This is a genomic window from Kitasatospora sp. NBC_00070 (assembly GCF_045041205.1).
Taxonomy (GTDB): domain Bacteria; phylum Actinomycetota; class Actinomycetes; order Streptomycetales; family Streptomycetaceae; genus Kitasatospora.
The window spans coordinates 3633212-3659392 of record NZ_CP108247.1 but is presented as its reverse complement, the minus strand read 5'-3'; the positions used below and the strand labels follow the sequence as shown (position 1 = coordinate 3659392).

The following is a 26181-nucleotide window of genomic DNA, read 5'->3' as shown; positions in this document are numbered from 1 at the left end:
TGCGGCCCGCACGTTGGGCCGCCCGAGCGCTCATAGCTCAACGGATAGAGCACTTGACTACGGATCAAGAGGTTGCAGGTTCGAATCCTGCTGAGCGCACAGATCGAAGGCCCCGGGTGACCCACCCGGGGCCTTCGCCGTTCCCGGCCCACCGGGCCGCTACCTGACCCACGGTGCGGACCGGGGCGTGAGGAACCACTCGGAGGAGGAGAGCGGCCGCCCGCTGCGCGCGGTGAGCGGCGCCGGGTCGTACCGGATCAGCTCGGGCTCGGCGTGCAGTTCGACCAGCAGCTCGGCGAGTTCGGGCGCGAGGTCCGGTGGGCCGCTGAGGTAGATGTCGTGGCCGGACCAGTCGGCGCCGTCCCGCAGGCCGGTCCGCAGCAGGTCGACCGCCGCCTCCCGTTCGGCGCCGTCCTCGGGGGCCGCCAGCACCACCTCCAGCCAGGCGTGTTCGGCCACCAGCGCCCGGACGGCCGGCAGGTCGTACTGGTCGGCGTCCTGCCGGGCGGCCAGGAAGACGGTGGCCGCCCGCTCCCGGCCGCGCGCCAGCTGCTCGATCAGCGCCTTGACGGTGGCCCAGCCGGTGCCCCCGGCCACCGCCAGCAGCGGCCGGTCGGACCGCTGGTCGAGCACCGTGTCGCCGATCGGCGGACCGAGCAGCAGCGTCTCGCCCGGCAGCACGTCGTTCACCAGCAGGCTGCTCAGCTGCCCGCCGAACACCCGGCGGACGTGCAGCTCCAGGGTGCCGTCGGGGCGCGGCGCGCCCGCGATCGTGTACGGGCGCCAGAGCCGGGGGAGCCGGGGCGAGCAGAGCGAGAGGTACTGGCCCGCCGTGTAGGGGTACGGGTGGTCCGGCCGGAGGGTGAGCACCACCAGGTCGGCCGCCGCCCGCCGACGGTGCGTCACCTCGGCCTCCCACCGGACCGGGCTCTGGGCGGCGGCCCTGCCGCCGTCCAGCATGGTCTGCGAGATCACCGTGTACGCCTCGGACCAGGCCTTCTCGATCTCCTGGGTCCAGGAGTGGCCGGAGAAGTGCCGCAGTGCGGCGAGCAGGCTGGCCCCGACGGCGGGGTAGTGCTCGGCGGTGACCTGGAACTTCCGGTGGTCCCGGCCGAGCGCGCGCAGGTACTCGGTGAGCCGGCCCGGCTGTTCGAGCTGGAGCACGAGTTGGGTGAGCGCGTGGAACAGGCGGTCGCGCTGTTCGGTCAGATCCTTCGGGAAGAGCCGCCGGAGCTCCGGGCTGTGTGCGAACAGGTGCACGTAGAAGTACTTGACCAGCTGGTCGGCCCGGCGTTCGACGACGGCGAAGCTGGCGCGGATGACCGCTGGGTCGAAGGACACCGCGCAGATTCTACGCAAGCTGCGAATTATTCGAACAGGTATCAGTAATGAACGGTCAAGCACCGGACAGTAACGGCCGGTTGACCGCCAACCCCGAGTGGCTGAAAACGGATGGCCGGTCGGCTTCCTAGGCTGCCGGACGAGTGACCGCCAATCGGGTAGCACTGGGGCATTCATCGCGGTGTCACGGTATGACGGACTCCAGATCGTGATTCCGTTTTGTCAGAACTTATGCCCGCCGCGCCGGTTGGCGGCCGACACGAAGGAGAGCCGGATGAGCCGACAGTCCTCCCACGCCGCCGAGTCGTCAGCCACCAGCTCGGGCCGGCCGGCGACGAGATCACCCCGACGCAACGGAATCACCCGGAGAATGGCCGCGATCACGGCCGCCGGGCTGCTCCTCGGCTGGAATACCACCCTGCTCGGACCGGCTGCCGAGGCCCAGCAGACCCCGGATTCCTGGACCGCCGAGCGCCGGGCCGTGCTGCCCTCCGGCCTCGGAATCCAGTTCGACTTCGCCCCCCTCCCCGGAGTCGCGGTTCGCAGCGTCCCCGGAAAACTCGCCACCGGCGGCCCGGGATACGCCGACGGGCTGCGCGGCGGTGACCCGGCCACCGGCTTCGAACTCGGGGTGGAGCGCCCGGTGGCCGACGGTTCCTGGCGCACCCTCGGCACCCTCCAGCTGTCCTTCGGCCGCGCCGTCCGCAACCCCCGGCTGCACCTGAGCGGACTGGCCGCGCTGGCCACCGGCAAGGGCGGCACCACCGGCACAGCGAGCCGACTGACCGTCACCGGCGGTTCGCCGAGTGCCCCCAGCCTGGTCGCCCGCACCGACTGGGCCGGCTGGACGGTCGGCGACAACGCCCTGACCCCGACCGGCGAAGGTGCCGCCGACGGCACCGGTCTCGGCAGCGGCACGCTCGAACTCTCCGGCACCGTCAGCACCGTGACCTTCCGGGTCGAACAGCGCAGCACCGCGCGGGAGGGCTCGACCACCGCCCCCGCACCGCTGGCGCAGGCGTACACCGTGACGCTCGACGAGGGCGTCGGCACCGCCCCGCAGGGGTACGGCAACGCCTCGCACCTGGTCTCGGACGTCTTCCTCGGGCGGACCGCCGCCGGGGTCGCCGGGGCACGCCCGGTGCTGGCCGCCGCCTCGCTGCACCCGCTGCTGCCCCCGGGCGACCTGACCCCGCAGGAGCCGGCCGAACTGAGCGAACGGGCCCAGCCGATGGTCGAGGTGGACGGCGGCGCGGCCCGTCGCAGCCCCTGGGCCAACCCGGCACCGCCCGCGCTCCAGCCCGGGCGCGGCGAGTACCAGGGCGCCGACCCGACCGTGCAGTTCCCGGCCGAGGCGGCGATCGGGCGGTACTACGACCTCACCGTCCCGGTCAGTCCCGGTCCGGGGCCGGCCACCCTGGCCGGCTGGATCGACTTCGACCACAACGGCAGGTTCGACGCCACCGAACGGGTGCAGAGCGAGGTGCTGGTCAGCGCGAAGACCGCGCGGCTGGAGTGGACCGTCCCCGGCAACGCCGCCGCCGGCGAGACCTGGGCCAGGCTGCGGATCGCCCGCAACTCCGCCCAACTCGTCACCCCCGGCGGCTTCGCCGACTCCGGTGAGGTGACCGACCAGCGGATCAACCTCACGGTCGGCGCCGCCCGGCCGGAGATCACCGGACCGGTCAGCGGCGCCGTGGTGGCCGACGTCCGTCCGGAGATCCGTGGCGAGGGCGGGGTGCAGGGCGCCACCGTCGCGATCATGGCCGGTGACGCCACGCTCTGCCGGGCCACCGTGGGCAAGGACGGCCGGTGGGGCTGCCGGCCCGACGCGCCGCTCCCGGCGGGCGCGCACACCCTCACCCCGGTGGAGACCACCAAGGGCGGCGTGGTGCTGCGCGGCGAGGAGGTGCGGATCACGGTCAAGACCGCCCCGCCGGCCGCCCCGGTGCTCACCCTGCCCGAGTACACCAACGACCCGGGCCTGCTGCTGACCGGTACCGGCGATCCCGGCAGCACCGTCTCGGTGGTGGACGCCGCCAACGCGCCCGGCGCCGGGCGGATCGCCGGAGAGCTGTGCAGCACCGCCGTGGCGGCCGACCGCAGTTGGTCCTGCCTGCCGGTGGAGAACCTCGCCGACGGCAGGCACCAGTTGACCGCGGCGGCCACCGACGGCGCGGGGAACCGGACCGCCGGAGCACCGGCGCCGCTCACGGTCGACACCGTGGCGCCGCCCCGGCCGGTGCTCGGCTCGCCCGCCGCGGGCGCCGAACTCACGACCGTCCGCCCCCGGCTGACCGGCCGGGCCGAACCCGGCTCCACCGTCACCGTCACCACCCGGGGAGGTACGGCCGGGGAGCGGGTGGTGCTCTGCACCGCCGTGACCGGGGTCGACGGGGCCTGGAGCTGCACGCCCGCCCGGGATCTGACGGCGGGTGAGCAGAGCCTGGTGGTCACGGCCACCGACCGGGCGGGCAACGCCACCTCGGCGGACGCGGTCACGGTCACGGCGCGGCCTGCGGCGGTGGCCTCGCCGTCGCCGTCGCCGTCGCCGTCGCCCTCGCCTTCGCCGTCCGCTGTGGTGTCGGGCCTGCCCTCGGTACCTGCCACGCCCTCGGCCTCGCCCACGGTGTCCGCGGTGCCTTCCGCTGGGGTGCCTTCGGTCATGCCTACGCCGTCGCCTGTGCTGCCGGTGCCCTCGGACGTGCTCGTGCCCTACCCGTCGCCGGCGGGTGTGCCGGGCGCCTCGGGTGTGCCGTCGCCCTCGGCCTCGGTGGCCGAGGTCGGGGAGCCGTTCGGCGAACCGATGTTGACGCCGGAGGAGGCGGCGGCGTTCCTGCCGATCGTGGTCCCGCCGGTGATCGCCGAGACGCCTGCGAGCCCGGCGGCGGCTCCGGCGGGTGTGGCCGCGTCCCCGTCCCCGTCCGCCTCCTCCGAGCCCGCTCCGGCAGCGGTCGCCGCCGTGCCGTCCGCGCCCGCTCCGTCGTCCGCCGTCGCCGCACCGCCGGCCGGGGTGGCGACACCGTCGGCCGAGGTGACCGCACCGGCCGTCGGAGCGGCCACGCCGGTGGCCGGCGTGGCGGAGGCGGGGGGTGCCGTACCCGCAGCGAGCGCTGCGGCCTCGCCGTCCGCGAGCGTCTCGCCCAGCGTGAGCGCCGCACCGTCCGCGAGCGCCTCATCCGTCGCGAGTGCATCGCCGTCCGCGAGTACCTCGCCGCTCGTGAGCGCCTCGCCCGTCGCGAGTACCTCGCCGTCGGCGAGTCCGGCCGCCGGCAAGGCCACCAAGGCCGCCGCACCCGCCGCGCCCGAGGGGTCCGAGGGCTCCGCTCCCGAGAGCCCGTCCGCCGAGGCGGCTTCGGCCACCCCGACGGGGCCGGAGGAGCGCAACCTCGCCGCGCCGCCGGTGGGCGCCGAGCGTCCGAGCGCCGAGACCTGGCGTACGGCGGCCTGTGGCGTGCTGCTGATGCTGGTGGCGGTCGGGCTGCTGACCCGTCGGGTGTTCGGGCGTGGTTCGGGTGGGCGGCGACGTCGCTGAGCTGGGGATCTGACGGCGCGTCGCCCGACGCGCCGTCAGATTGGCCGCGACACGCCGAGTACTAAATGTCGCATTTGATGACTTATCAACTTAGCCTGAATCTGGCCCCGCCCGATCACATCCCGGGCCGCCCGTCGCGCGACACACCGACCCCCAAGGAACCGTGCATGGACGTCACCCGCGACCCTTCGCCGCGACCGAATTCCTGGCCCCCGACCCCGCCGGAGCTGCCGCAGCGCGGCGGCGGCGCCACCCAGCTCAGCAAGGCGGTGGCCGAGGCGGTCGCCAAGCCGTTGATCAAGGCCAGGCCGGTGGTGATCGTCCCGGACGAGCTGGACACCGAGTCCGAGCTCGGCGCCCGGACCCTGGTGGACGCCCTGGCGGGACCCGACACGCCGTACGGACCCGCCGTCAGGACGGCTGCCCGGTCCGGCCAGGCCGACGGTCCCGCCGGCGCGTCGAGCAGCGAGTCCCGGGCGAGCCGTCGGCCGCCCCGGACCGATCCCACCCTCCGTGAGCACCAGGCCCGTTCGCTGCCCGGCTGGCTCGCCCTGCTGGTGCTGCTGGCCGCGACGGCCGGGGTGGTCCTGGTGCTCGCCGGTGCCGGGGTGATCCCGCACTTCGACCCGCTGCCGGACCTCCGCACCAGCGCCGCCAAGGCGAGCGGCGGAGCCGAGATCACGGCCCGCTCGATCGTCGCCGTCTCGGCGGCCGGGCTGGTGGCGCTGACCACCCTGGCCGGACTGCTGGTCAACGCCGGTGGTGAGACCCGGGTGCTCAGCCGCTGGGGTCGCTACCGGGGCACCGTCCGCCGGACCGGTCTGCTCTGGGTCAACCCGCTGCTGCGCCGCCGCCGGGTGGACGTCCGGCTGCGCCACTGGCGCAGCGAGCCGGTCCAGGTCGCCGACCGCACCGGTACCCCGATCGTGGTCCGGCTGCTGATCGTCTGGCGGGTCCGGGACACCGCGCGGGCGACGCTCGCCATCGCCGAGCACGAGGACTACCTGCGGGAGCAGGTGCACGCGGTGCTCACCCGGACCGCCAGCGCCCTGCCCTGCGACAGCAACTCCGCCCCCGGTCCCGCCCTGCGGGACGGCCAGTGGTTCGCCGACGAGCTGACCAGGTCGCTGGCGGCCGAGGCGGCGCCGGCCGGGATCGAGGTCTACTCGGTCCAGCCGCTCGCCCTCGACTACGCGCCCGAGGTGGCCGAGAGCATGCGCCGCCGCCGCCTCGCCGACCTGGACGCGGGGCTGCGGACCGTCCTGGTGGACGACGCGGTCGAGGCCGCCGCCCTCGCGGTCCGCCGCCTGGAGCGGGCCACCGCACACGAGTTGGACGAGGCCGCCCGCAGCGCGCTGATGGAGCACCTGCTGGTCGCGTTCGTGGCCCCCGCCGGGGTGGCCGCCTCGGTACCCTCACCGGCCGTCCGGGCCGGGAGGAAGGAAGGAAAACCCGCGTGAAGATAGCCACCGACCCCGCCCTGATCGGTTTCTCCGAGAGCTCCCCGACCGCCGGACCGTGCGCCTGTGCCCACTGCCTGGCCACCGCGCGCCACCTGCTCAGGACCCGGAACACATCCGGACCCGGCGAGGTGGAGGGCAGCCGAATGCACCGGGCGGTCCGGGCCACCTGCGTCGCCACCACCGTGCTGGCCGGTGCGGGAGTGATCGGCCTCGGGCTCGGCGCGACCACCGCGAACGCCATGCCGGCGCCGGGCAAGCAGGGCTGGGACGGTTCGAAGTACTGGTTCAAGAACGCCAACGGCGAGTGGCGCTACACCAGTTACCTCTCGGTCTACCGGGCCCGCACCGGCCAGGGTGCCGGTCCGTCCTCCGCAGGCTCCACCGGCTCGTCCACCAACTCCGGTGGGATCCAGCAGGGTTGGGACGGTTCGAAGTACTGGTTCAAGAACGGCAGCGGCGAGTGGCGCTACACCAGCTATCTGTCGGTCTACCAGGCCCGCACCGGCCAGGGCGCCGTCGGCGGCACCGCTCCCGCCCCGACGCCCGCGCCGCCGACCGCGCCCGCGAAGCCCGCCAACGGCTCCGTCGAGTCGGCGATCGCCTTCGCCTCGGCCCAGTTGGGCAGGCCGTACCTCTGGGGCGGCAACGGCCCGGCCGGCTTCGACTGCTCCGGCCTGGTGCAGCAGGCGTACGGTCGCGCCGGGATCAGCCTGCCCCGGGTCGCCGACGACCAGTACGCGGCCGTCACCCCGATCGGCTCGGGGCAGCTCCGCCGGGGTGACCTGATCTTCTGGTCCAACAGCAGCCGGGCCTCGGGCATCCACCACGTCGCCATCTACCTCGGCGACAACAAGTACCTGGAAGCCGCCCGCCCCGGCACCACCATCCGGATCTCGACCCTGAGCAAGGGGTACTACCCCACGCACTTCGGCCGCCCGTAGTCCGGCGCCCCTCATGCCTTCCCGGCGCTCCGCCGACTGTGGCGGGGCGCCGGGAAGTCCACGTTCCGACAGTCCCACCCTCAGGGCGGCACGTCAGGGGCGTGGCCACCCGCGCGAGCCGCCCGTCCGGCAGTTCACGCGGGCCCCGCGCCCCGATGCGCCGTCAGCCGGCCCCCGGTCGGGCGGTCCGCCGTCAGGCCGAGGCCGCGTCCAGCAGCGCCAGCTCCTCCGCCCCGAGCTCCAGCCGAGCCGCCGCCAGCAGCGCCGGCAGCTGCGCCACCGTCCGCGCGCTGGCGATCGGTGCGGCGACGGTCGGCTGCGCGGCCAGCCAGGCCAGTGCGACGGTGGCCGGCGCCACGCCGTGCGCGGCGGCCACCCGGTCCAGCGCGTCCAGCACCTTCGGCCCGCGCGGGCTCTCCAGGTAGCGCGCGGCGCCGAGCGCCCGGGCACTCGCCACCGGGTCGCCGCCCGGCCGGTACTTGCCGGTCAGGAAGCCGGAGGCGAGCGCGTAGTACGGCACGGCGGACAGCCCGTACGCCGCGACCACGTCGGCGAGCGGGCCCTCGTAGGTGTCGCGGGAGACCAGGTTGTAGTGCGGCTGCACCGCGACGTACGCCGCCAGCCCCTCCCGGGCGGAGAACTCCAGGGCCTCGGTGAGCCGCTCCGCGCTGATGTTGGAGGCCGCCACCGCCCGGACCTTGCCCTCCCGGACGAGCTGGTCGAGCGCGGGCACGAACTCCTCGACCGGCGTCGAGGTGTCGTCCCGGTGGGTGTACAGCAGGTCGATCCGCTCGACCCCGAGCCGGCGCAGCGACTCCTCGGTGGCGGACTTGACGGTCACCGCGGACAGCCCGGTGGCCTCCGGGTGGGCGCCGACCTTGGTCGCCACCACGATGTCGGCCCGGTTGCCCCGGCTGCGTAGCCAGTCGCCGAGGATGGTCTCGGACTCGCCGCCGGTGTTGCCCGGCACCCAGGCAGAGTAGACGTCGGCGGTGTCGACGAAGTTGCCGCCGCCGGCCGCGTACGCGTCGAGAACGGCGAAGGAATCCGCCCGGTCGGCGGTCCAGCCGAACACGTTGCCGCCGAGCGAGAGAGTGGACACGGTGAGATCAGAACCGCCGAGGGTCACCCGGTGGGGAGCATCGCTGAGCTTGTCGGTCATGACCGCAGTCAACCGGATCGGCCGGGCCGCCATTCCGGCCGGGGACCACTTTTCACAAGGCTGTCGCACGCCCGTCGCAGACCGGCGGCCGGTTACTCTCCGGTCACTCCTACGAGGGGTCCGGGGTGTTCCCCGACCGGCCGGGTTGGCTAGAGTCCTGCCCATGGCTGACAACGACTACGACCCCGCCGGCAACACCCAGATGTTCCGGGCGTTCGTCGAAGAGACCCCGCCCGCCCAGGCGCCCGGTTCGGTCACCACCTACGGCAGCGCCAGTGGCAGCAGCAACCGCACCGGCCTGTTCGTCGGCATCGCGGTGGTCGCCCTGCTGGTGCTCGGCGCCGTGGTCTGGCTGGCCGTCAAGTAACCACCTCCGCCGCACCCGGCTCCGGCCGGGTGCCCGGCGCTGCACACGGTCGCGACGGACCCGGTCGGGCAGAACCTAGACTGGCCGGGCCCGAGCGACCCGTACACCAGTGCCACCGGAGGCCACCGTGACCCAGCAGTCCACCGAGATCGCCCGCAGCCTCGGGCTGTCGGGTGCGGCCAACGCCCGCGACCTCGGCGGCTACCGGACCACGGACGGCGCGGTGCTGCGGCACGGGGTCGCGCTGCGCGCCGACGCGCTGAACCGGCTCACGGCCGAGGACGGCGCGCTGCTGGTCGCGGCCGGCGTCCGCCGGGTGGTCGACCTGCGCAGCACGGACGAGGTCCGCGAGGCGGGCCCCGACCTGATCCCCGGTCTGCCCACGGCCGACCTGGTCGAGCTCGCGCGTTCCACCGAGCCGGTCACCGTCGAGCCGGTCGGCGTGGACGGCCCGACCCTGCACCACCTGCCGGTGTTCGCCGCCGACTTCGACATCTACGTGGCGCTCCGCGACGCGCTGGCCGACCGGGACGCCGACAAGCAGTTCGCGCTGCTCGGCGACGGCAAGGCAGCCGGGATGATGACCGGCCTCTACCGCTGGTTCGTCACCGACCCGGTGGCCCGGGACCGGTTCGCCACCGTGCTGCGGCTGCTGGCCGCGCCGGACGGCCCGCCGGTGCTGTTCCACTGCTCGGCGGGCAAGGACCGGACGGGCTGGGTGGCCGCCCTCACCCTGACCGCGCTCGGCGTCGACCGGGACACCGTGTTCGAGGACTACCTGCTCACCAACACCCGCTCGGCCGCGCTGATCGCGCACATCGTGGAGAGCTTCGGCACCCAGGGTCTGATGAAGGACCCGACCCTGCTGCTGCCGGTCTTCCGGGCCGAGCGGGCGTACCTGGAGGCGGCCTTCGAGGAGGTCGCGACCGGCTGGACCTCCTTCGAGCACTTCTGGCAGGCCGGTCTCGGCCTGGACGACAGCGTGCTGGCCGGCCTGCGCGCCAACCTGCTGGCCTGACTGACCCCCCGGCCCCCGTTACTCCCGCTGCCGCTACTCGCTGATCAGCCCGGCCCGCAGCTGGGTCAGCGTCTTGGTGAGCAGCCGGGAGACGTGCATCTGCGAGATGCCGATCTCCTCGCCGATCTGCGACTGGGTCAGGTTCCCGAAGAAGCGCAGCATGATGATCCGGCGCTCGCGCGGCGGCAGCTTGGCCAGCAGTGGCTTGAGCGACTCGCGGTACTCGACGCCCTCCAGTGCGAGGTCCTCGTAGCCGAGCCGGTCGGCCAGTGGGCCGTCACCGTCCTCCTCGCCGGGAGTGGAGTCCAGCGAGCTGGCGGTGTACGCGTTGCCGACCGCGAGCCCCTCCACCACGTCCTCCTCGGTGACGCCGAGGAAGACCGCCAGCTCGGCGACGGTGGGGGAGCGGTCGAGCTTCTGGGACAGCTCGTCGCCGGCCTTGGTCAGCGCCAGCCGGAGCTCCTGCAGCCGCCGGGGCACCCGGACCGACCAGCTGGTGTCCCGGAAGAAGCGCTTGATCTCGCCGACCACGGTGGGCATCGCGAAGGTCGGGAACTCCACCCCGCGCTCCGGGTCGAACCGGTCGATCGCCTTGATCAGGCCGATCGTGCCGACCTGGACGATGTCCTCCATCGGCTCGTTCCGGCTGCGGAAGCGGGCGGAGGCGTACCGGACCAGCGGCAGGTTGAGCTCGATCAGGGTGTCGCGGACGTACGTGTGCTCGTCGCTGCCCGGCTCCAGCACGGCCAGCCGCTGGAACAGCGAACGCGACAGCGTCCGGGTGTCCAGCGTGCGGTCGACGACCAGGACGGGCGAGGACGTCTGCTGCGCCGGGATCTGCTGCCCCGTCACCTGCCGGCCCGTCACCTGCCCCGATGTCGGCTCGGCCACCGACACGAGAGCCGCCGCCATACCGTGGCCCTCCGCACTGCCCAGCTCTCCGGACATGCTCCCCACCCCCCTCGTGACTGACTGTTCAACGGGTATCACCCAGTGACAGTTCCCGGAGCCGGACGACCCCTCCAGCTCAATACCGGACCACGCGCCCCGGCAAACCCGAACGTCGCAAGATGTCACTCAGCGGTAACGCGCAGCGAGGACCCTACTCCTCCCAGGAGTTCCCGGTCCGCAGTCTGGCCAGGATTCTGGACAGTAGTCGGGACACGTGCATCTGCGACATGCCCAACTCGGTGCTGATCTGGGACTGTGTCAGGTTCGCGAAGAACCTCAGCATGATGATCCGCCGCTCCCGCTCCGGCAGCTGCACCAGCAGGTGCCGGACCATGTCCCGGTGCTCCACGTCGGCGAGCGCCGAGTCCTCGTACCCGAGCCGGTCCAGCAGGGCCAGTCCGCCCTCGTGCTCCTGGGCGGCCTCCAGCGAGGCCGCGTTGTACGCCCGGCCGGCCGCCAGGCAGGCCCGGACGTCCTCCTCCGGGATGCGCAGGTTGGCCGCGATCTCCGGCACCTTGGGCGAGCGGCCGTGAGTGATGGTCAGTTCCTCCATGGCGCCGCTGACCTGGACCCAGAGCTCCTGGAGCCGGCGCGGGACGTGCATGGTGCGGACGTTGTCCCGGAAGTACCGCTTGATCTCGCCGAGGATGGTCGGCAGCGCGTAGGTCGGGAACTGCACGCCCCGGGTCGGGTCGAACCGGTCGATCGCGTTGATCAGGCCGATCGTGCCGACCTGGACGATGTCCTCCATCGGCTCGTTCCGGCTGCGGAACCGGGTCGCGGCGTAGCGCACCAGCGGAATGTTCGCCTCGATCAGCGCCGCCCGCACCCGCTCGCGCTCCGGTGCGCCCGGCGGCAGCTCGGCCAGCCGCTCGAACAGCACCCTGGTCAGCGTCCGGACGTCCACCGAACTCCGGGCGCCCGGCGGACGATCCCTCAACTCCACCAGCGGGTCCGCCTGCTGAGCCTCGCCGGGCTCCTTCGGCACGGTCTCCTCGCTGGTCTCCGGCGCGCTGCTGCCCTGTGTCTGCACGGACACGTCACCCCTCCCTAGTCCCTGCGAATCCGACCCACCGGCTGTGGTCCGCGCTCGCTCATCACCTCGCCAGCTTCCGGCAAAACCGGTCATAGCATCACAAGTCGTGCACATCGCGGGCAAGTACCGGCGGTTGGCGTGTTGGTGGATTGTCGGGAGAGCTGCCGGGTACGCAGAGACCCCCTGACGTCCTGCATGCCAGGGGGCTCAAGGGTGCTACGGGTACGATCGTCCAGCTGTGGACGATCAGACCTCGATGTCGGCGATCACCCAGGTGGCGAACTCACGCCACTGTCCGGCGGCAGCCTGATGGGCCGGGTGGCCGATGTACGCGGCCAGCGCCTCGCGGTCCTCGACCTTGCTGTTGATCGCGTAGTCGTACGCGATGTCGCGGTCGGTGGTGTTCCAGCCGCACTCCCACTCGCGCAGCTCGGGGATCACGCCACCGAGCGCGTCGAACGCCTCGGCGCCGGCGAGCGCCCGCGGGTCGTCCTTCGTGACGCCGTCGTTGAGCTTGAACAGGACCAGGTGCCGGATCACGCTGCCGCTCCTAGCGGGGGGTGAGGGTGTACTGCTCGAACCCGCCCACGGTAGCCCGGGACACTCCGGGTCAGCTCACCAGCCCGGTCATGAAGGTGCCGACCGCCTTGGCCGCGTCCGAGATCCCGACGAACCCCGACTGGACCAACTCGGCCGCTCTGGTCGGAGAAGTGATGACCGTGTAGATCACGAAGATCAGCAGCATCCACATGCCGATCCTCTTCGCCTGTGCCACCCGAACCGCCCGCCTCCCGATCGCCGCACCACCTGCCCCGCAGCTTATCCACCGGACGGCCCATCAGGTGAGTGCCCCGTTCACTCCCCAGGACGAAGGTCCCCGCAAGACGGGCCCTTCTCCGGATGCCCACCCCCACCCCGTCCCGCAGGATGGAACACGTACCGAGGGATCTGGCAGGAATCACCGGTACGTGGACCGGAGCTCCCCGCTGTGGGACCGGGCGTCGTGACTTCCCCCCGACACGACCCCGGTTGTGGGACTCCGCCGGGGCAGCCGTCCGTCCCCCCGGGACGGCTGCCCCCTCCAACCACGAGCAGGCCCCGCACTCACCGGGCACCGGTGGTCAGTGACCCGAGAGCGCGGGGCCTTCAGCATCCGTCCCGGGTGCTCGTATTGCTTGTCTTCCCTCTCGGCCCGTCAGCCAGTTCATACTGGCTTGGGCAAGTTCGGTTCTGAGACGGGAGGGGACTGATGGCAAGCGGTCCCTGGACCCCGCCGGAGGGGTCGTGGGCGTCGTCAGCGGCCAACCGGAAGAACATGCAGGCGATCCGGAACCGGGACACGGCGCCAGAGCAGGCCATCCGGTCCCTGCTGCACGCCGCTGGTCTGAGGTACCGGGTCTGCGCCCGCCCGCTGCCCGATCTCCGCCGGACGGCAGACCTCGTGTTCCGGCCCACGAAGGTCGCAGTCTTTGTCGATGGTTGCTACTGGCACGGCTGTCCGGAGCACTACGTCCCGCCCAAGACCAATCCGGGCTACTGGTCTGACAAGGTCGCCCGCAACATTGCCCGTGATCGTGATACGGACGCTCGGCTTCAGCAGGCCGGGTGGACAGTCCTCCGATTCTGGGAGCACCAGTCAGCCGACGAGTGTGCTCTCCTCGTCGCTGACACCGTGGCTGCCAGACGGATTGGCCTCCTGCGTAGGAAGCAGGCTCCGGGTGAGCAGTGACCCGTCGTTGAGGGCCTCCTCCGGGTCCGGAAGGACAGGGCCGGTCCTGTTCAGCGCTTCGGCAATCGCTCGGCCCACGGCCTCCGCGACCAGGGGCGGGAAGGCATTGCCGACCTGCCGGTAACGGGCCGTCTTCCCGCCGTAGAACTCCCAGTTCTCCGGAAACCCCTGGATGATTGCGGCCTGGCGGACCGTCAGCATGGGCCCGGTGTCAGACAGCAGGTCCCGCTGCGGAACAACCTTGTCCATGTCGTTGGCGACGCCCATGCCGTCGACTCCGAGCGCGGCCCAGGCCTTCTTCGCCCGGGTGGGCCCCAGATCGGCGCCTCCGTGCTTCTTCGAGCCGCCCACCAGTGTGGGGGCGATCGAGCCCTGCTTGGCCTTCCGCAGCCAGCGTTGGTAAGCAGCCTCTGCTTCCTGGACGTCCAGCGGGTCGCTGAGGGTGCGCTTGTAGGCGGTGTACCTGTTTCGCATGGTCTTCTGCAGCGCGTTGGCCACGGTGACCGGCTGGTCATTCGGCTCAGGCCAGTCAAAACCGCGGTACACGTCACTGCGGATCATCACCAGGATTGCGCGAGGCCGGAGCTGAGGAACAGCGAAGTCGCCTGCCTCCAGGACCTTCCAGCCGCAGAAGCGGTACCCCGCAGACCGAAGGCGCTGCACGATCTGTTCGCGGTAGCCCTTGAACTTGTGGTCGGGTTCGAGGATGCCGCGGACGTTCTCGATCATGACCGCCTTGGGGCGCAGGTCCTCCACGAGGTTGAGCATGGTCGGAAACAGATCCCGCTCGTCGTCCGCGCCGAGCTGTTTGCCTGCGATGGAGAAGGGCGGGCATGGCACCCCTCCGGCTAGGAGGGCCAATTCCTCGCGTTCCAAGCCTTCGATCTCGGAGAGTGGCTTGAAGTCCTTGACATCGATGCTGAGCACCTTGCAGTGCTCGCGTTCGTAGTCCCAGCCCGCCCGGTCCCGCAGATTGAGCTTCAGGGTCTCTACTGCGTGCTTGTCGATCTCGACTAGTGCAAGGTGCTTGAACCCTGCGGCGTGGAGCCCGACGGCCTGCCCGCCGGCGCCAGCACAGATCTCAATCGAGGTCAGCGGCTCGGCGCTGGGGGCCATCTGGGATCCTCCTGATTTCATCCGTCAGAAGGTCCAAGTGTCGCAGAGCGCCGAAGGAGCTTGGAACGACACTTCGGACCCTCATCCGCGGTGACATCAGGCAAGCCTGCCCGAGGCCTCTGTCACTCCCGCCGCTAGGGCTCCCTGGTGGAGTGCAGCAGGCTGTACAGCCTGCTCTTGAGAGCATCCCGGTGAGCAGCTGGCAGTTGCCGGTAGAGGCCCCAGACGCGCTCGCTCTGGTTGATCACCCTTGCGTCATGGACCATCCAGGCCAGCAGGTCCTGCTTGTCCCGACGAGACAGCGCCTCGATCCGCTTCCAGACCTCACCGTCTCCAAGCTGAGGTCCGGTGAACTCCTTGACGGCCTCGTTGCAGCGTGCGCACTCGGTGATCAGGTTTTCGGGGGTCGCTGATCCGCCTGCCTCGTGTCCGACGACGTGGCCGAGAGTCATTCTGGCGAGGATCGACGGACTCTCCGGATAGGGCTCTCCCGCTCCGACCCCGCATCGGCGGCACCGCGAGCCGTCGCGCTCCAGGACGAGCCGCCGTGTCTTCGCGCTGATCTGGCGCAGCCCGGCTGCCCGGTGCTTGGCCTCCCAGACAGGCAGACCGATGGTCTCGAGGTACAACTCATCAGGCGCCAGGCCGGGCATGTCGCGGTATGTCCTGATCACCCAGCCCGCCGGCCGCAAATCTCGCATGCGGCGGTCGACCTGCTCGGTGCCCACGATGGCGGCGCGGATCTCTTGCTTCTTGAATTTCGCCCCAACGCCCTGTTCCTGCAGCCAGAGGGCTACGCGGATGCGCGCCCCCAGCGTCTCGTTGCGCCAGTCCAGCGGCTCGTTCACGGGCCCACTCATCCTCAGGTAATAGGTCATACATTCGACATTCACTCGCTCGAGTGAAGCCACCCTATGATGCCTGTGCTTGCCGGGCAAGTTGGGGCATGCTGATCAACATGCCGACAGATAAATTCTGCTTGCCTGATGCTGCCGCGACAGGGCGGATGACCGTCTTGGAGGTCTGCGCAGGGGCGGGAGGGCAGGCGCTGGGCTTGGAGAGGGCTGGCTTCACGCACTCATGCTTGGTGGAGCTTGATGCGGATGCCTGCGCCACGCTCCAGGCCAATCGCCCGAAGTGGCCGGTCCTTCAAGGTGACGTGCGGCAGCTCCAAGGTGCGCCGCAGCTCGGAGCCGCACCGGACTTGCTGGCCGGCGGTGTGCCCTGTCCGCCCTTTTCGCTGGCGGGGCGTCAGCTGGGCAAGGCTTCGGCGTAGTCGCGTGATGTCCGGTTTGTGATCACGTGAGGCCGAGGAGGGCGAGCGGCCGGGTGACGTCTCGGGCGTTGCGGCGGAGGGCGGCGGCGATGTTGGTGACTCCGGCAAGCTTCAGAGCGCCGATGGCGAGGTTTCGCCAGGTCGCCATCGCGCGCGGTGCGTTGCCGGTGCGGAGCTGGGAGGCGTCCTCGGCGAATGTGGTGTCCCTGACGTGGTGCAGGGCCTCGATGTGCCAGTGGTCGCGGATCAGCTTCGCGAGCTGGGCCGGGGTGGCCTGGTCGGCGGTCAGGCTGGTGACGGCGTAGACGGTCTTGATGGTGGTCTTGCTGGTCTTGCGGTCGGTGCGGCGGCGCTTGATCTGGATGGCCTGGCGGGCGCCGGGGAAGAGCAGGTTGTTCACGGTGGCGACCTTGATGCGGCGGATCTCGAAGCGTCCGTGACCGGTGTCCTTGGTGCGGACCTGTAGTGGGATGTCCTTCCAGGGAAGGGACTTGAGCTGCTCGCGGAGGTTCTTCTGGTTGCCCTTGACGATCACGATGTAGTGCGCCTTCCGGCCGAGGAGGTAGCCGGCGTGCTCGCGCTGGGTGTGCATCGCGTCGCTGGTGACGACCGTCCCGGCGAGGCCTGCGACGGTGTCGAGCAGGGGTTGGAAGCAGGTGATCTCGTTGGTCTTCTCGCCGACGTCCAGCTGGGCCAGCACCAGGCCGGTGGTGTGCTCCATGGCTGCCAGGAGGTGGACCCTGCGGCCCTTCGCCTTGGCGGCTCCGCGCAGGCTCTTGCCGTCCACCGACACTCCGCGCAGGTCGGCGGCACCGCTCGGTTGGGGGCGGCGGTCGGCGAGCCAGCGGCCGACCGCCTGGTCCAGCGCGTCGCCGTCGATGCGGGCCAGGAGCCGGCGGACCGTCGACTCGACGGGCACCAGCCGCGTGGGCAGCAGCGGATCGATACGGATGCCGAGGCACTCCAGAACCTGAGCAGGGGCGTCGGCGATCCACTCGCCGACGGCCAAGAGCGAAGTGGCCCCGGTCAGCACGGCGCATGCGGTCAGCGTCAGTACGACGGCCAGGGCGTGGCGCACTCCGCGTGGGTCACGGGGGTCCGGCACCTCGGCCAGCCGTTCCAGCAGCCCCGGGATCTCCTCGGGTACGACCTCGGGGCGCTCGCGGAGCTGGTCAAGGGCAGGTGGGATCGGCAATGATGCGTCGGCAGGCACGGTCTTCCACTTGGATCACGGGGCGTCGAGAACTCCATGATCTTGGAAGCCGTGCCTGTCTTTTTCCCGGGACTGCCCACCCGACAGATCGTCACAAGCCGGACGTCATGCGACTACGCCGAAACCTTGGTCAGCTGGGGAGGGCCGATCCGAGGGACTTGTTCCCCGCAGTGCTTGCTCTGGCGGGTCGGCTTCGACCGAGGGCGATCATGATCGAGAACGTTAAGGGCCTTCTCTCCCCTAAGTTCGCCGACTATCGCGAGGAGATAGCCGGCGAGCTGTTGGCCCTCGGCTATGAGTCGGAATGGCGGTTGCTGAACGCCTGCGACTTCGGAGTGCCCCAGCTGCGCCCCAGGGCCGTCCTGGTGGCCTTGCCGTCTGCTCTCTGGGGGCAGTTCGAATGGCCGGTCCCGTTGCTCCGCGAGGGCTTGGTGACCGTGGGCCGGGTCCTCCGAAGCTCAATGTCCTGGGATGGCTGGGAGCTGGCGGACACCTGGGCGGCCCTTGCGGACCAAGTCGGCCCCACCATCTGCGGCGGGTCCCGAAGGCATGGCGGTCCAGACCTGGGGCCCTCGGGGGCACGGAAGGCATGGGCCAAGCTCGGCGTTAACGGGGTCAGCCTTGCCAATCGGGTGCCGAGCAAGGGGGATCAGTTGCCGATCCGGCTGACCACCGATCAAATAGTCCTTCTCCAAGGATTTCCCGGCACCTGGATGTTCACCGGAAACAAGACTGCGCGCTACCGCCAGATTGGTAACGCCTTCCCACCGCCGGTTGCGGAAGCCGTGGGCCGCTCCCTTGCTGCTGTGTTGAGGCCAGCACCGCGTCAGCCTGCTGTGTAGTTGCCGCTTGGCACAGTGGTCGAATTTTTTAGTATCTATATGAACTATAGAATGAGAAAACTGATCTGGCGCTTCGGGATTTAATCGAAACTGCTACAGATCACGCCTCGAGGCTGGCGAGCAGGGCATCCTTTTCCTGCTTCGGAAGCGACTTGTCTTTCTTGATGAGGTTCCCAATGATAGAAGGGGTCAGGCTTGGATCAATTTCCAGGGAGCACAGGGTGTACACATCGGTCCCCTGGGCCTTCCCTGCGTGGATATCGAGTCCGAGCTCCCTGAGCTCACGCATACGCCTCTCTGCGTGGACAGAGTCGGCAGCGATGATGCGGAGCATCATCGCCGGCACAGGCTCCCCTGCGCGCTGCAGGAGGATGCTGAAGAGCTCTTCATGGATTCGTGTCCCATACGGCACCTTGAGGTACTTCGCCGGTATCCGGCCGCCGAACTGCTCAGTAAGAGTCTCGCTGAGGCGCTCCCTGAGTTCGCGAAAGGCAGGGCAGGACTCTGGGAGCTGGTCCCTAAGCAGGGCTTGCATGGACTCGGCGAGCACCTGCTTGGCAAAGAGGTAGGCGTCGATCAGGTCCTGCGGCGACGCGTCGGGCTCTGAAAGCTGCGAGTGGAGCTGCCCCACTGCATATACCGTGTCGGGCTTGAGGCGATGCCAGCTTTTCTGGGCACTAGCACTGTTCCTTGGCATTCGGGGTTCCATCCCTATCGCTTGACGGCTTTGGCGAGGATGTCGTCAGGAGGGTACCTGAGGATATGGGTGTCCTCGCCTGCACTTTCGACGGCATCGAGGTCGCCAAGCCATTCCCTGAGGAACTGGGCGCCCTGGCGGTCCTCGCTATTGGCGCGCATGAAAGTGACCCTGCTGCCGATGCTGACGCGTGCGTCGCGGTTTCCTCCAGAGGTCGCGAGTGATTCCTGGAGCCCCAATCCGGCTGCGAAGCGTCGAATATCTGAAACGAAGTCGAGGACAATTACACGTTCCTTGCCCGGGGATAGTCGGAGTCCTCTCCCGAGCTGCTGGACAAAGATCCTTCTGCTATGGGTGACCCGCTGAAAGACAACGATGTTGACGTCCGGGACGTCGACGCCCTCGTTGAGGACGTCGACCGCGCAGAGCACGCCGGTGCGGCCGTCAGCGAAATCCCAGAGGATGCGGCCGCGGGTTGCGGTGTCAACGGCCTTACCGCTCGAGGTGCGTGAAGCGATGACCTCTGCACTGGTGAAGCCAAGTGCGTTGATACGTCCAGCCATGCGCTCGGCATGGTCGATGGTGCCGCAGAAAACGATGGCTCTCGGCCTGCTCTGCTCGCACCATGCCTCTGCGAGCCGTTCAGCGACAGCGTCATCCCACTCATCAATGAACAGGGTTCGGTTAATGCCTCGGGGGGTTAGCGTCGGCCCGGAACTCCCAGGATTACCTGCGGTCAGCGAGTCCCAGTCAATATTGTCTGTATACATGCGATAGTCAACATTTGCTAGATAGCCGTCGCGTAGGCCCCGCACCATATCAACGTTGACGATAGGGAAGTCGAACCAGTGAGACAGGGCTGTCCCGTCAGGCCGCCAAGGGGTAGCAGTCATTCCGACCAAGAAGGCGCCACCGCTTCCTGCGGAGAGCTCCTTCAACACGGTGTTGTACGTGCTGGTGCCCAGGTGATGGCATTCATCCACGATGACAAGTCCGTAGTCAGGCAAGGGCCGCCCCGAAGAGACAGCGCCAGCCACGCTGTCCACGCAGGCGAAGACGATATCGAGGTCGGCAAGCACGCCCGGACCAGGCCGCTCACTACCGTTCCACACCCCGGTCGAGCAGGAAGCCGGGAGCATCGGCCAGAACGAGCGCTCGAGCTGGTAGACGAGCTCGTTGCGGTGGGCTAGCACGAGTGCCTTGATATCCGGCCGTGCCGCGGCGTATCGCCGGTAGAACTCCGCTGCAACGAATGTCTTCCCCAAGCCAGTGGCGAGGACGACAAGGGAACTCCGGGCGCCGTTGACGAGCTCGCCCATCATCCCGTCTACTGCGGCCACTTGGTAGGAGCGGAGCTGATATCTGTCGGGATCGCGTTGGGACAGCGGCTCCGCAGGGACCCGCTCTGCCTGACGGAGGAGAGTCCGGCGGTCCCATAGCTGTAGCTTGAGGCCACGTGCGACGAGCTGTTCCTGCTGCATCCTGACGCTCGGATCAAACCCGCTGGTGCTGACGACGACGGGGATGTCCGCATCGTATCGGCGGCATGCAGCTACGGTCTGCGCGATGACGTCAGGCCCTACCGGGAGGCGCCAGCGTTTCACCTGGAACAGCCACCGGCGGCCGCCCCGGGTGGCGATGACATCGGCTCCGCCGTCTCCCGACGCGCCGACGAGCTGCACGCCGGTATACCCCTGGGCGGTGATCAGGCGCTGCACAGTCCGCTCGAGCGCTTGCCATCCCGTGCCGTCGAGGTGGAGGTCAGTGGCGATCCGTTGAGTCATGAGAGCTTGTCACTCAGGAACTCAGCGGCGGCACTGGCGCGAACAACGAGCAAGCGCTCGGGCTGCTCGTATCGGAGATAGGAGGCGCAGTCCTCAAGACAGCGCAGATACTTCAGATGCAGCTCCTCGCGGAGTTTCTCTGCAACGATGGGGCCAACGTCCGCAGCCTCCGGCCAACCGTCGGACCAAACCTGGCCGCCGAACCAGCCTCCGGGGTGCCGATTGAAGAAGGAGGCGAGCGTGTCCTTGTCGCAGAAGCGGAGGTACCCTCCCGTCTTCTTCAAGCGGCTGAGCTCCGATAGGTCGACTCCAGACTTGATCATCGACTCGGCCATGGAGCGCTGTTGGGTCTCATCGAGCTCATCGTAGAAGTCTTCTGCTCGCGGGACTGTAGCGACCTTCTCAGTGATCTGGCTGAACAAGTCCTTAATCTGTGTTCTGACCGTATCGGCATTCTCGGCGACCGATTCCCCCCAGCCCTGCTTGAGGATCTCTGAAGTCAGGGTCGCGATTGTGTGAGCCCGCTGGCCCCGCAGGTTCGCGTGCAGGGCATGCAGGTACTGGGCCGCCTCTGAGGCGATGAGATACTCGGGGCGCAGGCCCATGTCAGTGAAGGCTGGGTGGGTCAGGTCGGCGTAGACGGTCATGTGCCCCGGCTTGGAGTTCGTAACCAGCGGGACAGGCTCGTGCCCGTGGGCCGCAGCGATCGGACGCATGACCGAGCGGACCTCGATATCCAGCGGGTCGGTCGGCTTGCCGTTGGCGAGCGCGATGACAAGCCGCGAAACGCTGAGGCCAGGCCGTTCTTCGGACGCCGGCTCGAGAGCTTCGGAACTCGCCGGATGGGGGGATCCCTTGACGCTGTTACATACCGAGCAGCGCTCCTCTCCCGCCTTGTTTGCCGTGCTGCAGAATGCGCACGCCCAGGGCATCTCAATCTTCGTGACCTGCGAGGTGCCGCAGTGCTGACAGGAAACAGCCGATCGCTGAATTGGCTTCTGGCAGTCGGTGTTGCGGCATGGCTTGCTGTCGAGGACGAATTCGCATCCGCTGCAGGTCTCGGCATCACGGGGATTCTGGAAGCCGCACTCCGGGCATTCCGGCAGGGCCTCGATGGGGGGCTCGCCGGCTGTCTCGACTAGCTCCCACCACTTGGCGTCGTCGTAGTAGCCAACCTCGCGGTTGAGGAACCGCCGGTAGTACTCTCTCTCGACGTCGCGCGGAATGCGTGCTGCCTTGCCTTTCGCGACGTCATAGTGCCCCATATACATGTCGCCGCGACCGATATTCCTGACTTTCCGGTAACCCTGGAAGAGCTGGGATACGTGGGAGCTGTTGGGGATTCCCTCCTCCCATTTCGTGGGCAAGAGGGATCCGCCACGCAGGTAGGCCATGGCGGCCTGCCACTCCGTCGTTGCCTTCTGGAAGTCCTGCTTCTGGAAGTCTACCGGAACCTGGTCGAGGTGTACCTCCCCCACAATACGGCCATACTGCTGGTCAATCGGATACTCCCGCTCAGGCCTGCCGGTAGCCTGGTCGGTGTACTGGAAGAAGGCTTCCTTCTCAGCGACACGGATTGCGCGGCCGTTGCGGATGAGGTCGATGCCGAAGTCGTCCTGATCGTCGAATCGCTGGATGCCCACCCATCCCCGGATCCGGTGCCTGATCTCCCTGCTCTCACCTCCGCCGCAGCGGAGGCAGTACTCTGCAGCCCCGAACTCGGTGCCGTCCTGCAGGCACCGGCGTGACTGGTCGATGACCTCATCGAACTCGACACGTGCAGAGATGTTCCCGTGGGCCTGGCGGGTGACATACCGCTGAGTCGACCACGTGCAGTGCTCGAACGGCTGACAGCGCACTCCGTTGACGTTTATGTGGACCGGCTCGCCGCATTCGCCCCTGAGGAGCGTGGCGTACCGGCGGCCGATACGGTCCCGAAGGGTGTTCTTAGGGATCTTGGCGAGGTCGCGGATGAACCCGCTGTTGGCGTCACCAGCAGGCCACCAGCCGCGAACCTCGACCACCGTGCCGTGCTCAAGGCCCTGCGGCTTGTCCCGCCGCTCTGCCGTGACGGTGAACTTCCTGTCCTGAATGAGCCTCGGAAGGTCTAGGACGACTTCGACGGCGTAGTCATCGTCCCTCCGGGCAGAGACAACGCGGGTCACACGACCGAGCTTCCCGGTCGCGATGTTGAAGCCCATCCCGAACAGGCCAAGCGTGTCGTAGTGGTTCTTGTTGCTGAAGCCTGCCCGCATTGCATCGGCGATCTGTTCCTCTGATAGGCCAGCACCTGTGTCGCGAACCCGGACCAGGCCTTCGTCCCTGCCGACCTCGGCGTTCCCGGGGATGTCGATGAGCACCTGACGCACAGGTGACGACTGCCCGGCTGTCTCCGCGGCTCGGAATGAGTCGATAGCGTTATCGATCAGCTCGCTCAGCGCGTCCAGCGGGCTGATGGGCGTCCGGGTGAGCGCCACCAGCACGTCAGGAGTCGGGGTGATGTCGAGCAGTTTGTGCGCCATCGGCAAGGACATTCCGTTCTCTGGCGGGGTGTAAGACAAGCGCAGGTTAATCTTCGGCAACCCTTGCCTGGTGGCGTTGGCAGAGGCTTCATTCCGGATGTTCAAGGTCAGCTTGATGCGCGGCGAGCCGCTGTAGCAGCATCCTGTCCGCTTGGGCTGTCCTGTTGAGTAGCTGGACGAACCACGGTGCGATCCAGGATGTCGATCGGTACGGCCACTCACCCAACCTGAGAAGTTGCCCTGGCTGCCAGTGCGGTGCTGGCCTTATGGATGACCGTGTTGCCGCCTGCAGCTCAATCTCAGGCTCACCGTCGACCGGCTCACGTCGGCCGAGCTGGGCTGTGACGCCGATCAACCACCACTGGAACATCCATTGAGCACGCTCGGGCGACTCCAGCGCAGCGCGTACGGGAGCTGTTGTCAGGCCGGCCGCGCGATATGCCGCGAGGGCAAGCCCTGGAGGTGGCTCCAGCAGCCCAGCGCTTTCCTCTGTCACAGGGTCCGCATAGTCCTGTGTGAAGGAGACTGGCCTTTCCGCAGCGCGGTCGATCTCCTCGTACGTCGTCTCAGTGATCTCCGCATCCAGATACTGTCTAACGCCCTGGAAGAAATGGCCCGGCGTCTCAATGCACAGCTCGGCGCCCGACCGTAGCCGCAGCTCGTCGTACAGCATGGGCCAGGGGCGAGGCCCCCGGCCAGACTCCTCCGGCTCGTACCAGTCGCCCTTGGTGACATCAGCCGAAATGAAGAGGACGCGGGCCAGGCTGTCGGAAGACTTCGCCTCTTCCACCAGCTCCTCCCATAGCAGAAAGTCCCCCGCTGCTTGGAGAGGCGTGGCCTTCCCACGGTCGGAGAAGCCCGGGGGGATGTTGTTGGGGAACCGGTACTCGGCGGCTTCCTTGACTCGCTGGCGCAGGACCTCCTGGGCGGGCTGCTTCCCGATGCGGTCGCCGTAGAGCTCGGCGACGCATGGCAGTACTGGGTCGTTGGATGCCACTGATGCCAAGGCGACGTCATGTTCGTTCTTCAGCTTGGCGACCTGCTTGAGGAGCGTCTCCTTCCAGTCCGTGAACCGCTCCTCCACGGCATCCTGGTTGATCTGACTGTCCAACTCCCTGATGGCATCGTCGTCTTGCGCGTACTTCGCCAAGAGATCCTTGACAAGTGCGCTGGCTCCCAGAAGGGCTTTCCGCGCCTCGTTGAGTTTGCGGTTGACGTCGTCGGGAGCGCTTCGCAGGGTGCTAGTCCGGGAAGCGATCACCCGGTGCCTTCCCCGCACAAACTCCAGGCCAACCTGATAAGGGAGCCACAAGCGCTCCTTGACACGCTCCAAAGCAGCAAGAACCTGAGCACGGGCGGGCGGCGTGTACTCGTACAGGCTCAGCAAGACGTTCGTGTCGAGCACAACGAGAGCCTCAGTGAAAAACCGCCGACGATCTTCGTCGCACATCAGGCCACCAGGTTGCAGCCAGGCCTTGTACTGCTGCAGCATTCCAGACTCGTTCTCCACCAGCGCACCCCAGTCCGGCAAGTTCACTACTCTGGGTGATCATTCCCGCACTGCGGGCCGCAGTCAAGGCGTTCGGAGATCATAGCCCCGGGCCCGCCCTGCGATACCTGCGATGTAGCGTCCCGTTGCATTCAGCCATCCAGTGGGGGGCTGCCTGGGCTACACGGCGGCAAGACATCACAAGAAGTTCGCCGCACTCATCAACAGGCGATCTTGGACCTGGGCTCGACCTTTGCGAACTACGTAGGGCCCCGATCCAGTGGATCGGGGCCCTACGTCGAGCTGGCGGTAGCGGTGGGATTCGAACCCACGGTGAAGTTGCCCCCACACACGCTTTCGAGGCGTGCTCCTTTGGCCGCTCGGACACGCTACCGAGACGAGACTCTACCGGACGGGGTGGGCGGGGACGAAATCAGTTCAGCGGTGGGTGTCGAAGAAGGTGCGGAGCTGGTCGGCGCAGGGGCCGGCGAGGACGCCGTGGACGACCTCGGGGCGGTGGTTGAGGCGGGGGTCGCGGAGGACGTCGAGCAGGGAGCCGGCCGCGCCGGCCTTGTCGTCGTAGGCGCCGTAGACGACCCGGGCGACCCGGGCGAGCACGATGGCGCCGGCGCACATGGTGCAGGGTTCGAGGGTGACCACCAGGGTGCAGCCGGCCAGCCGCCACTCGCCGAGGGCGGTGGCGGCCTGCCGGATGGCGACCACCTCGGCGTGGGCGGTGGGGTCGCCGACGGCCTCGCGCTCGTTGTGGCCGCGGCCGAGGACCGTCCCGTCGGGGCCGAGGACGAGCGCCCCGACCGGTACGTCACCGGTGGCGGTGGCGAGTGCGGCCTCGTCGATGGCGAGGCGCATCGCGTCCGTCCAGCGGTCACGTACCGGGTCGGGGCGTACGGGGGCCGGGAGCGGGGCGATCTGCATGGGACCAGTGTCGGGCACCGCGCGACCGGCTACCGCACCGCCTCCAGCACCTCGCCGCAGCCGATCGCGTCGGCGATCTCGGAGAGGGCGTCGCCGGGCATCGCCCCCTCGCCGCTGAGGTCGAGCAGCCCCTCGGCGGGCAGGCCGAACTCGATCAGCAGCTCCGGGTCGCCGAGCGGGCCGACCGGGACGCCGCCCGGGCCGGTGGCGCCGGCCGCCTCGTCCTCGTCGTCGTCGGAGCCCTGGTCCGCGTCCTCGTCGTCGAGGTCGGTGACCAGGCTGTCCAGGTCGTCGAAGTCGGAGTCGCCGACCCGGTCCAGCAGTTCGTCGGTGAGGATCGAACCGTATGAGCTGCGGGCGGCAGCGGCCCCGTCGGAGACGAAGATCCGCGGATCGTCCTCGCCGTCCACCCGGAGGACGGCGAACCAGGCGTCCTCCTGCTCGATGAAGACCAGGACGCTCTCGTCGTCCTGGGCCGCCGCCCGGGCCAGGTCGGCCAGGTCGGCAATGGTCTCGACGTTGTCCAGCTCTGTCTCGCTCACATCCCACGCGCCGTCGGTGCGAGCAAGCACTGCAGCGAAGTACGCCACCAGGGACTCTCCCAAGATTGGTCTCGGCTGTAGGCGATCTCGGGCGAACGCGGTCTGGCCGCCCCCGCGCCAGAGGCGGCCCGCCGTTCGGACCGTCCCTCCGGCATCGTGACAGAAAGCCGGGCCCTGCGGGGAGTGTTCGGCAGCGCGTCTTCGCAGGTCGTGTCGGAAGA

Annotated in this window: 24 protein-coding genes and 2 tRNA genes; 9 read left to right on the top strand and 17 right to left on the bottom strand. The window is 69.0% G+C overall.

Annotated features, from left to right (window positions below; translation table 11 throughout):
- Positions 1 to 26: 26 nt before the first annotated feature.
- Positions 27 to 99, top strand: a tRNA-Arg gene (locus OHV05_RS17000).
- A 60-nt stretch (positions 100 to 159) separates the two neighbouring features.
- On the opposite strand, the gene OHV05_RS16995 is transcribed toward OHV05_RS17000, so the two are convergent.
- Together OHV05_RS16995 and OHV05_RS16990 are read right to left on the bottom strand one after the other, a co-directional pair.
- Positions 160 to 1341, bottom strand: coding sequence for a globin domain-containing protein (locus OHV05_RS16995; protein WP_405018439.1), 1182 nt, complete (start codon positions 1339 to 1341; stop codon positions 160 to 162).
- A 222-nt stretch (positions 1342 to 1563) separates the two neighbouring features.
- Positions 1564 to 1725, bottom strand: a complete 162-nt coding sequence (locus tag OHV05_RS16990) for a hypothetical protein (protein WP_405018438.1) — start codon at positions 1723 to 1725, stop codon at positions 1564 to 1566.
- On the opposite strand from OHV05_RS16990, the gene OHV05_RS16985 reads away from it, so the two are divergent.
- The 3 genes from OHV05_RS16985 to OHV05_RS16975 all read left to right on the top strand — a co-directional run bounded on the left by OHV05_RS16985 (position 1712) and on the right by OHV05_RS16975 (position 7280).
- Complete coding sequence (locus tag OHV05_RS16985) at positions 1712 to 4876, top strand: Ig-like domain-containing protein (protein WP_405018437.1); 3165 nt, start codon at positions 1712 to 1714, stop codon at positions 4874 to 4876. The two genes, OHV05_RS16990 and OHV05_RS16985, sit on opposite strands and share 14 nt — an antisense overlap.
- Before the next feature lie 167 nt (positions 4877 to 5043).
- Complete coding sequence (locus tag OHV05_RS16980; RefSeq protein WP_405018436.1) at positions 5044 to 6336, top strand: SPFH domain-containing protein; 1293 nt, start codon at positions 5044 to 5046, stop codon at positions 6334 to 6336.
- Complete coding sequence (locus OHV05_RS16975) at positions 6333 to 7280, top strand: C40 family peptidase (RefSeq protein ID WP_405018435.1); 948 nt, start codon at positions 6333 to 6335, stop codon at positions 7278 to 7280. Before OHV05_RS16980 ends, OHV05_RS16975 begins: the two co-directional genes overlap by 4 nt.
- Before the next feature lie 193 nt (positions 7281 to 7473).
- Here the strand turns inward: OHV05_RS16975 and OHV05_RS16970 are convergent, their stop codons facing one another.
- Positions 7474 to 8442, bottom strand: coding sequence for an aldo/keto reductase (locus tag OHV05_RS16970; protein ID WP_405018434.1), 969 nt, complete (start codon positions 8440 to 8442; stop codon positions 7474 to 7476).
- 163 nt (positions 8443 to 8605) lie between these two features.
- Here OHV05_RS16970 and OHV05_RS16965 point away from each other — a divergent pair, with 163 nt between their 5' ends.
- Positions 8606 to 8809: a hypothetical protein gene (locus tag OHV05_RS16965; protein ID WP_405018433.1), complete on the top strand. Its 204-nt coding sequence runs from the start codon at positions 8606 to 8608 to the stop codon at positions 8807 to 8809.
- A gap of 127 nt (positions 8810 to 8936) precedes the next feature.
- On the top strand, positions 8937 to 9827 hold the full coding sequence (locus tag OHV05_RS16960; protein WP_403037787.1) for a tyrosine-protein phosphatase: 891 nt from the start codon (positions 8937 to 8939) through the stop codon (positions 9825 to 9827).
- 33 nt (positions 9828 to 9860) lie between these two features.
- On the opposite strand, the gene OHV05_RS16955 is transcribed toward OHV05_RS16960, so the two are convergent.
- The 4 genes from OHV05_RS16955 to OHV05_RS16940 all read right to left on the bottom strand — a co-directional run bounded on the left by OHV05_RS16955 (position 9861) and on the right by OHV05_RS16940 (position 12589).
- Complete coding sequence (locus OHV05_RS16955) at positions 9861 to 10775, bottom strand: RNA polymerase sigma factor SigF (RefSeq protein WP_405018432.1); 915 nt, start codon at positions 10773 to 10775, stop codon at positions 9861 to 9863.
- Between the two features lie 154 nt (positions 10776 to 10929).
- A complete protein-coding gene (locus OHV05_RS16950; RefSeq protein ID WP_403037792.1) occupies positions 10930 to 11817 on the bottom strand; it encodes an RNA polymerase sigma factor SigF in 888 nt (295 codons plus the stop codon).
- Positions 11818 to 12060: 243 nt separating this feature from the next.
- On the bottom strand, positions 12061 to 12354 hold the full coding sequence (locus tag OHV05_RS16945) for a Dabb family protein (RefSeq protein WP_403037795.1): 294 nt from the start codon (positions 12352 to 12354) through the stop codon (positions 12061 to 12063).
- A 70-nt stretch (positions 12355 to 12424) separates the two neighbouring features.
- Positions 12425 to 12589, bottom strand: a complete 165-nt coding sequence (locus OHV05_RS16940) for a hypothetical protein (protein WP_184917147.1) — start codon at positions 12587 to 12589, stop codon at positions 12425 to 12427.
- A gap of 540 nt (positions 12590 to 13129) precedes the next feature.
- On the opposite strand from OHV05_RS16940, the gene OHV05_RS16935 reads away from it, so the two are divergent.
- Positions 13130 to 13543: a very short patch repair endonuclease gene (locus tag OHV05_RS16935; RefSeq protein ID WP_405021480.1), complete on the top strand. Its 414-nt coding sequence runs from the start codon at positions 13130 to 13132 to the stop codon at positions 13541 to 13543.
- Here the strand turns inward: OHV05_RS16935 and OHV05_RS16930 are convergent.
- A complete protein-coding gene (locus OHV05_RS16930) occupies positions 13451 to 14659 on the bottom strand; it encodes a DNA cytosine methyltransferase (RefSeq protein ID WP_405018431.1) in 1209 nt (402 codons plus the stop codon). The two genes, OHV05_RS16935 and OHV05_RS16930, sit on opposite strands and share 93 nt — an antisense overlap.
- A 134-nt stretch (positions 14660 to 14793) precedes the next feature.
- Positions 14794 to 15507: an HNH endonuclease gene (locus OHV05_RS16925; protein WP_405018430.1), complete on the bottom strand. Its 714-nt coding sequence runs from the start codon at positions 15505 to 15507 to the stop codon at positions 14794 to 14796.
- 98 nt (positions 15508 to 15605) lie between these two features.
- Here OHV05_RS16925 and OHV05_RS16920 point away from each other — a divergent pair, with 98 nt between their 5' ends.
- Positions 15606 to 15935: a DNA cytosine methyltransferase gene (locus OHV05_RS16920; protein WP_405018429.1), complete on the top strand. Its 330-nt coding sequence runs from the start codon at positions 15606 to 15608 to the stop codon at positions 15933 to 15935.
- A gap of 22 nt (positions 15936 to 15957) precedes the next feature.
- Here OHV05_RS16920 and OHV05_RS16915 read toward each other — a convergent pair whose 3' ends face one another.
- Complete coding sequence (locus OHV05_RS16915) at positions 15958 to 17130, bottom strand: ISAs1 family transposase (RefSeq protein ID WP_405018428.1); 1173 nt, start codon at positions 17128 to 17130, stop codon at positions 15958 to 15960.
- Between OHV05_RS16915 and OHV05_RS16910 the strand changes: the two genes are divergently transcribed.
- On the top strand, positions 17130 to 17990 hold the full coding sequence (locus OHV05_RS16910) for a DNA cytosine methyltransferase (RefSeq protein ID WP_405018427.1): 861 nt from the start codon (positions 17130 to 17132) through the stop codon (positions 17988 to 17990). The two genes, OHV05_RS16915 and OHV05_RS16910, sit on opposite strands and share 1 nt — an antisense overlap.
- 100 nt (positions 17991 to 18090) lie before the next feature.
- On the opposite strand, the gene OHV05_RS16905 is transcribed toward OHV05_RS16910, so the two are convergent.
- From OHV05_RS16905 to OHV05_RS16875, 7 genes are all read right to left on the bottom strand, one after another.
- Positions 18091 to 18621 carry a hypothetical protein gene (locus OHV05_RS16905; RefSeq protein ID WP_405018426.1) on the bottom strand — a complete coding sequence of 177 codons (531 nt, stop codon included), beginning with the start codon at positions 18619 to 18621 and terminating at the stop codon, positions 18091 to 18093.
- 80 nt (positions 18622 to 18701) lie between these two features.
- A complete protein-coding gene (locus tag OHV05_RS16900; protein ID WP_405018425.1) occupies positions 18702 to 20471 on the bottom strand; it encodes a DEAD/DEAH box helicase family protein in 1770 nt (589 codons plus the stop codon).
- The gene (locus tag OHV05_RS16895; RefSeq protein ID WP_405018424.1) at positions 20468 to 22993 is read right to left on the bottom strand and encodes an ATP-binding protein; all 2526 of its coding nucleotides are present in this window, start codon (positions 22991 to 22993) and stop codon (positions 20468 to 20470) included. The genes OHV05_RS16900 and OHV05_RS16895 overlap by 4 nt, the downstream gene beginning before the upstream one ends.
- Before the next feature lie 88 nt (positions 22994 to 23081).
- On the bottom strand, positions 23082 to 24503 hold the full coding sequence (locus tag OHV05_RS16890) for a PIN-like domain-containing protein (protein WP_405018423.1): 1422 nt from the start codon (positions 24501 to 24503) through the stop codon (positions 23082 to 23084).
- Positions 24504 to 24786: 283 nt separating this feature from the next.
- Positions 24787 to 24876 (bottom strand) — tRNA-Ser (locus OHV05_RS16885).
- 44 nt (positions 24877 to 24920) lie between these two features.
- Entirely contained in the window at positions 24921 to 25418 is a 498-nt protein-coding gene (gene tadA / locus OHV05_RS16880) for a tRNA adenosine(34) deaminase TadA (protein ID WP_405018422.1), read from the bottom strand.
- A gap of 29 nt (positions 25419 to 25447) precedes the next feature.
- Entirely contained in the window at positions 25448 to 25960 is a 513-nt protein-coding gene (locus OHV05_RS16875) for a hypothetical protein (protein WP_405018421.1), read from the bottom strand.
- Between the last annotated feature and the right edge of the window lie 221 nt (positions 25961 to 26181).

Excerpts from the sequence above, each read along its gene's own strand:
- OHV05_RS16965 (WP_405018433.1), top strand. The coding sequence starts at position 8,606 with ATGGCTGACAACGACTACGACCCCGCCGGCAACACCCAGATGTTCCGG.
- tadA (WP_405018422.1), bottom strand. The coding sequence starts at position 25,418 with ATGCAGATCGCCCCGCTCCCGGCCCCCGTACGCCCCGACCCGGTACGT.
- OHV05_RS16900 (WP_405018425.1), bottom strand. The coding sequence starts at position 20,471 with ATGACTCAACGGATCGCCACTGACCTCCACCTCGACGGCACGGGATGG.
- OHV05_RS16980 (WP_405018436.1), top strand. The coding sequence starts at position 5,044 with ATGGACGTCACCCGCGACCCTTCGCCGCGACCGAATTCCTGGCCCCCG.
- OHV05_RS16910 (WP_405018427.1), top strand. The coding sequence starts at position 17,130 with ATGATGCGTCGGCAGGCACGGTCTTCCACTTGGATCACGGGGCGTCGA.
- OHV05_RS16985 (WP_405018437.1), top strand. The coding sequence starts at position 1,712 with ATGGCCGCGATCACGGCCGCCGGGCTGCTCCTCGGCTGGAATACCACC.
- OHV05_RS16930 (WP_405018431.1), bottom strand. The coding sequence starts at position 14,659 with ATGGCCCCCAGCGCCGAGCCGCTGACCTCGATTGAGATCTGTGCTGGC.
- OHV05_RS16920 (WP_405018429.1), top strand. The coding sequence starts at position 15,606 with ATGCTGATCAACATGCCGACAGATAAATTCTGCTTGCCTGATGCTGCC.
- OHV05_RS16895 (WP_405018424.1), bottom strand. The coding sequence starts at position 22,993 with ATGGCGCACAAACTGCTCGACATCACCCCGACTCCTGACGTGCTGGTG.
- OHV05_RS16970 (WP_405018434.1), bottom strand. The coding sequence starts at position 8,442 with ATGACCGACAAGCTCAGCGATGCTCCCCACCGGGTGACCCTCGGCGGT.
- OHV05_RS16935 (WP_405021480.1), top strand. The coding sequence starts at position 13,130 with ATGCAGGCGATCCGGAACCGGGACACGGCGCCAGAGCAGGCCATCCGG.
- OHV05_RS16955 (WP_405018432.1), bottom strand. The coding sequence starts at position 10,775 with ATGTCCGGAGAGCTGGGCAGTGCGGAGGGCCACGGTATGGCGGCGGCT.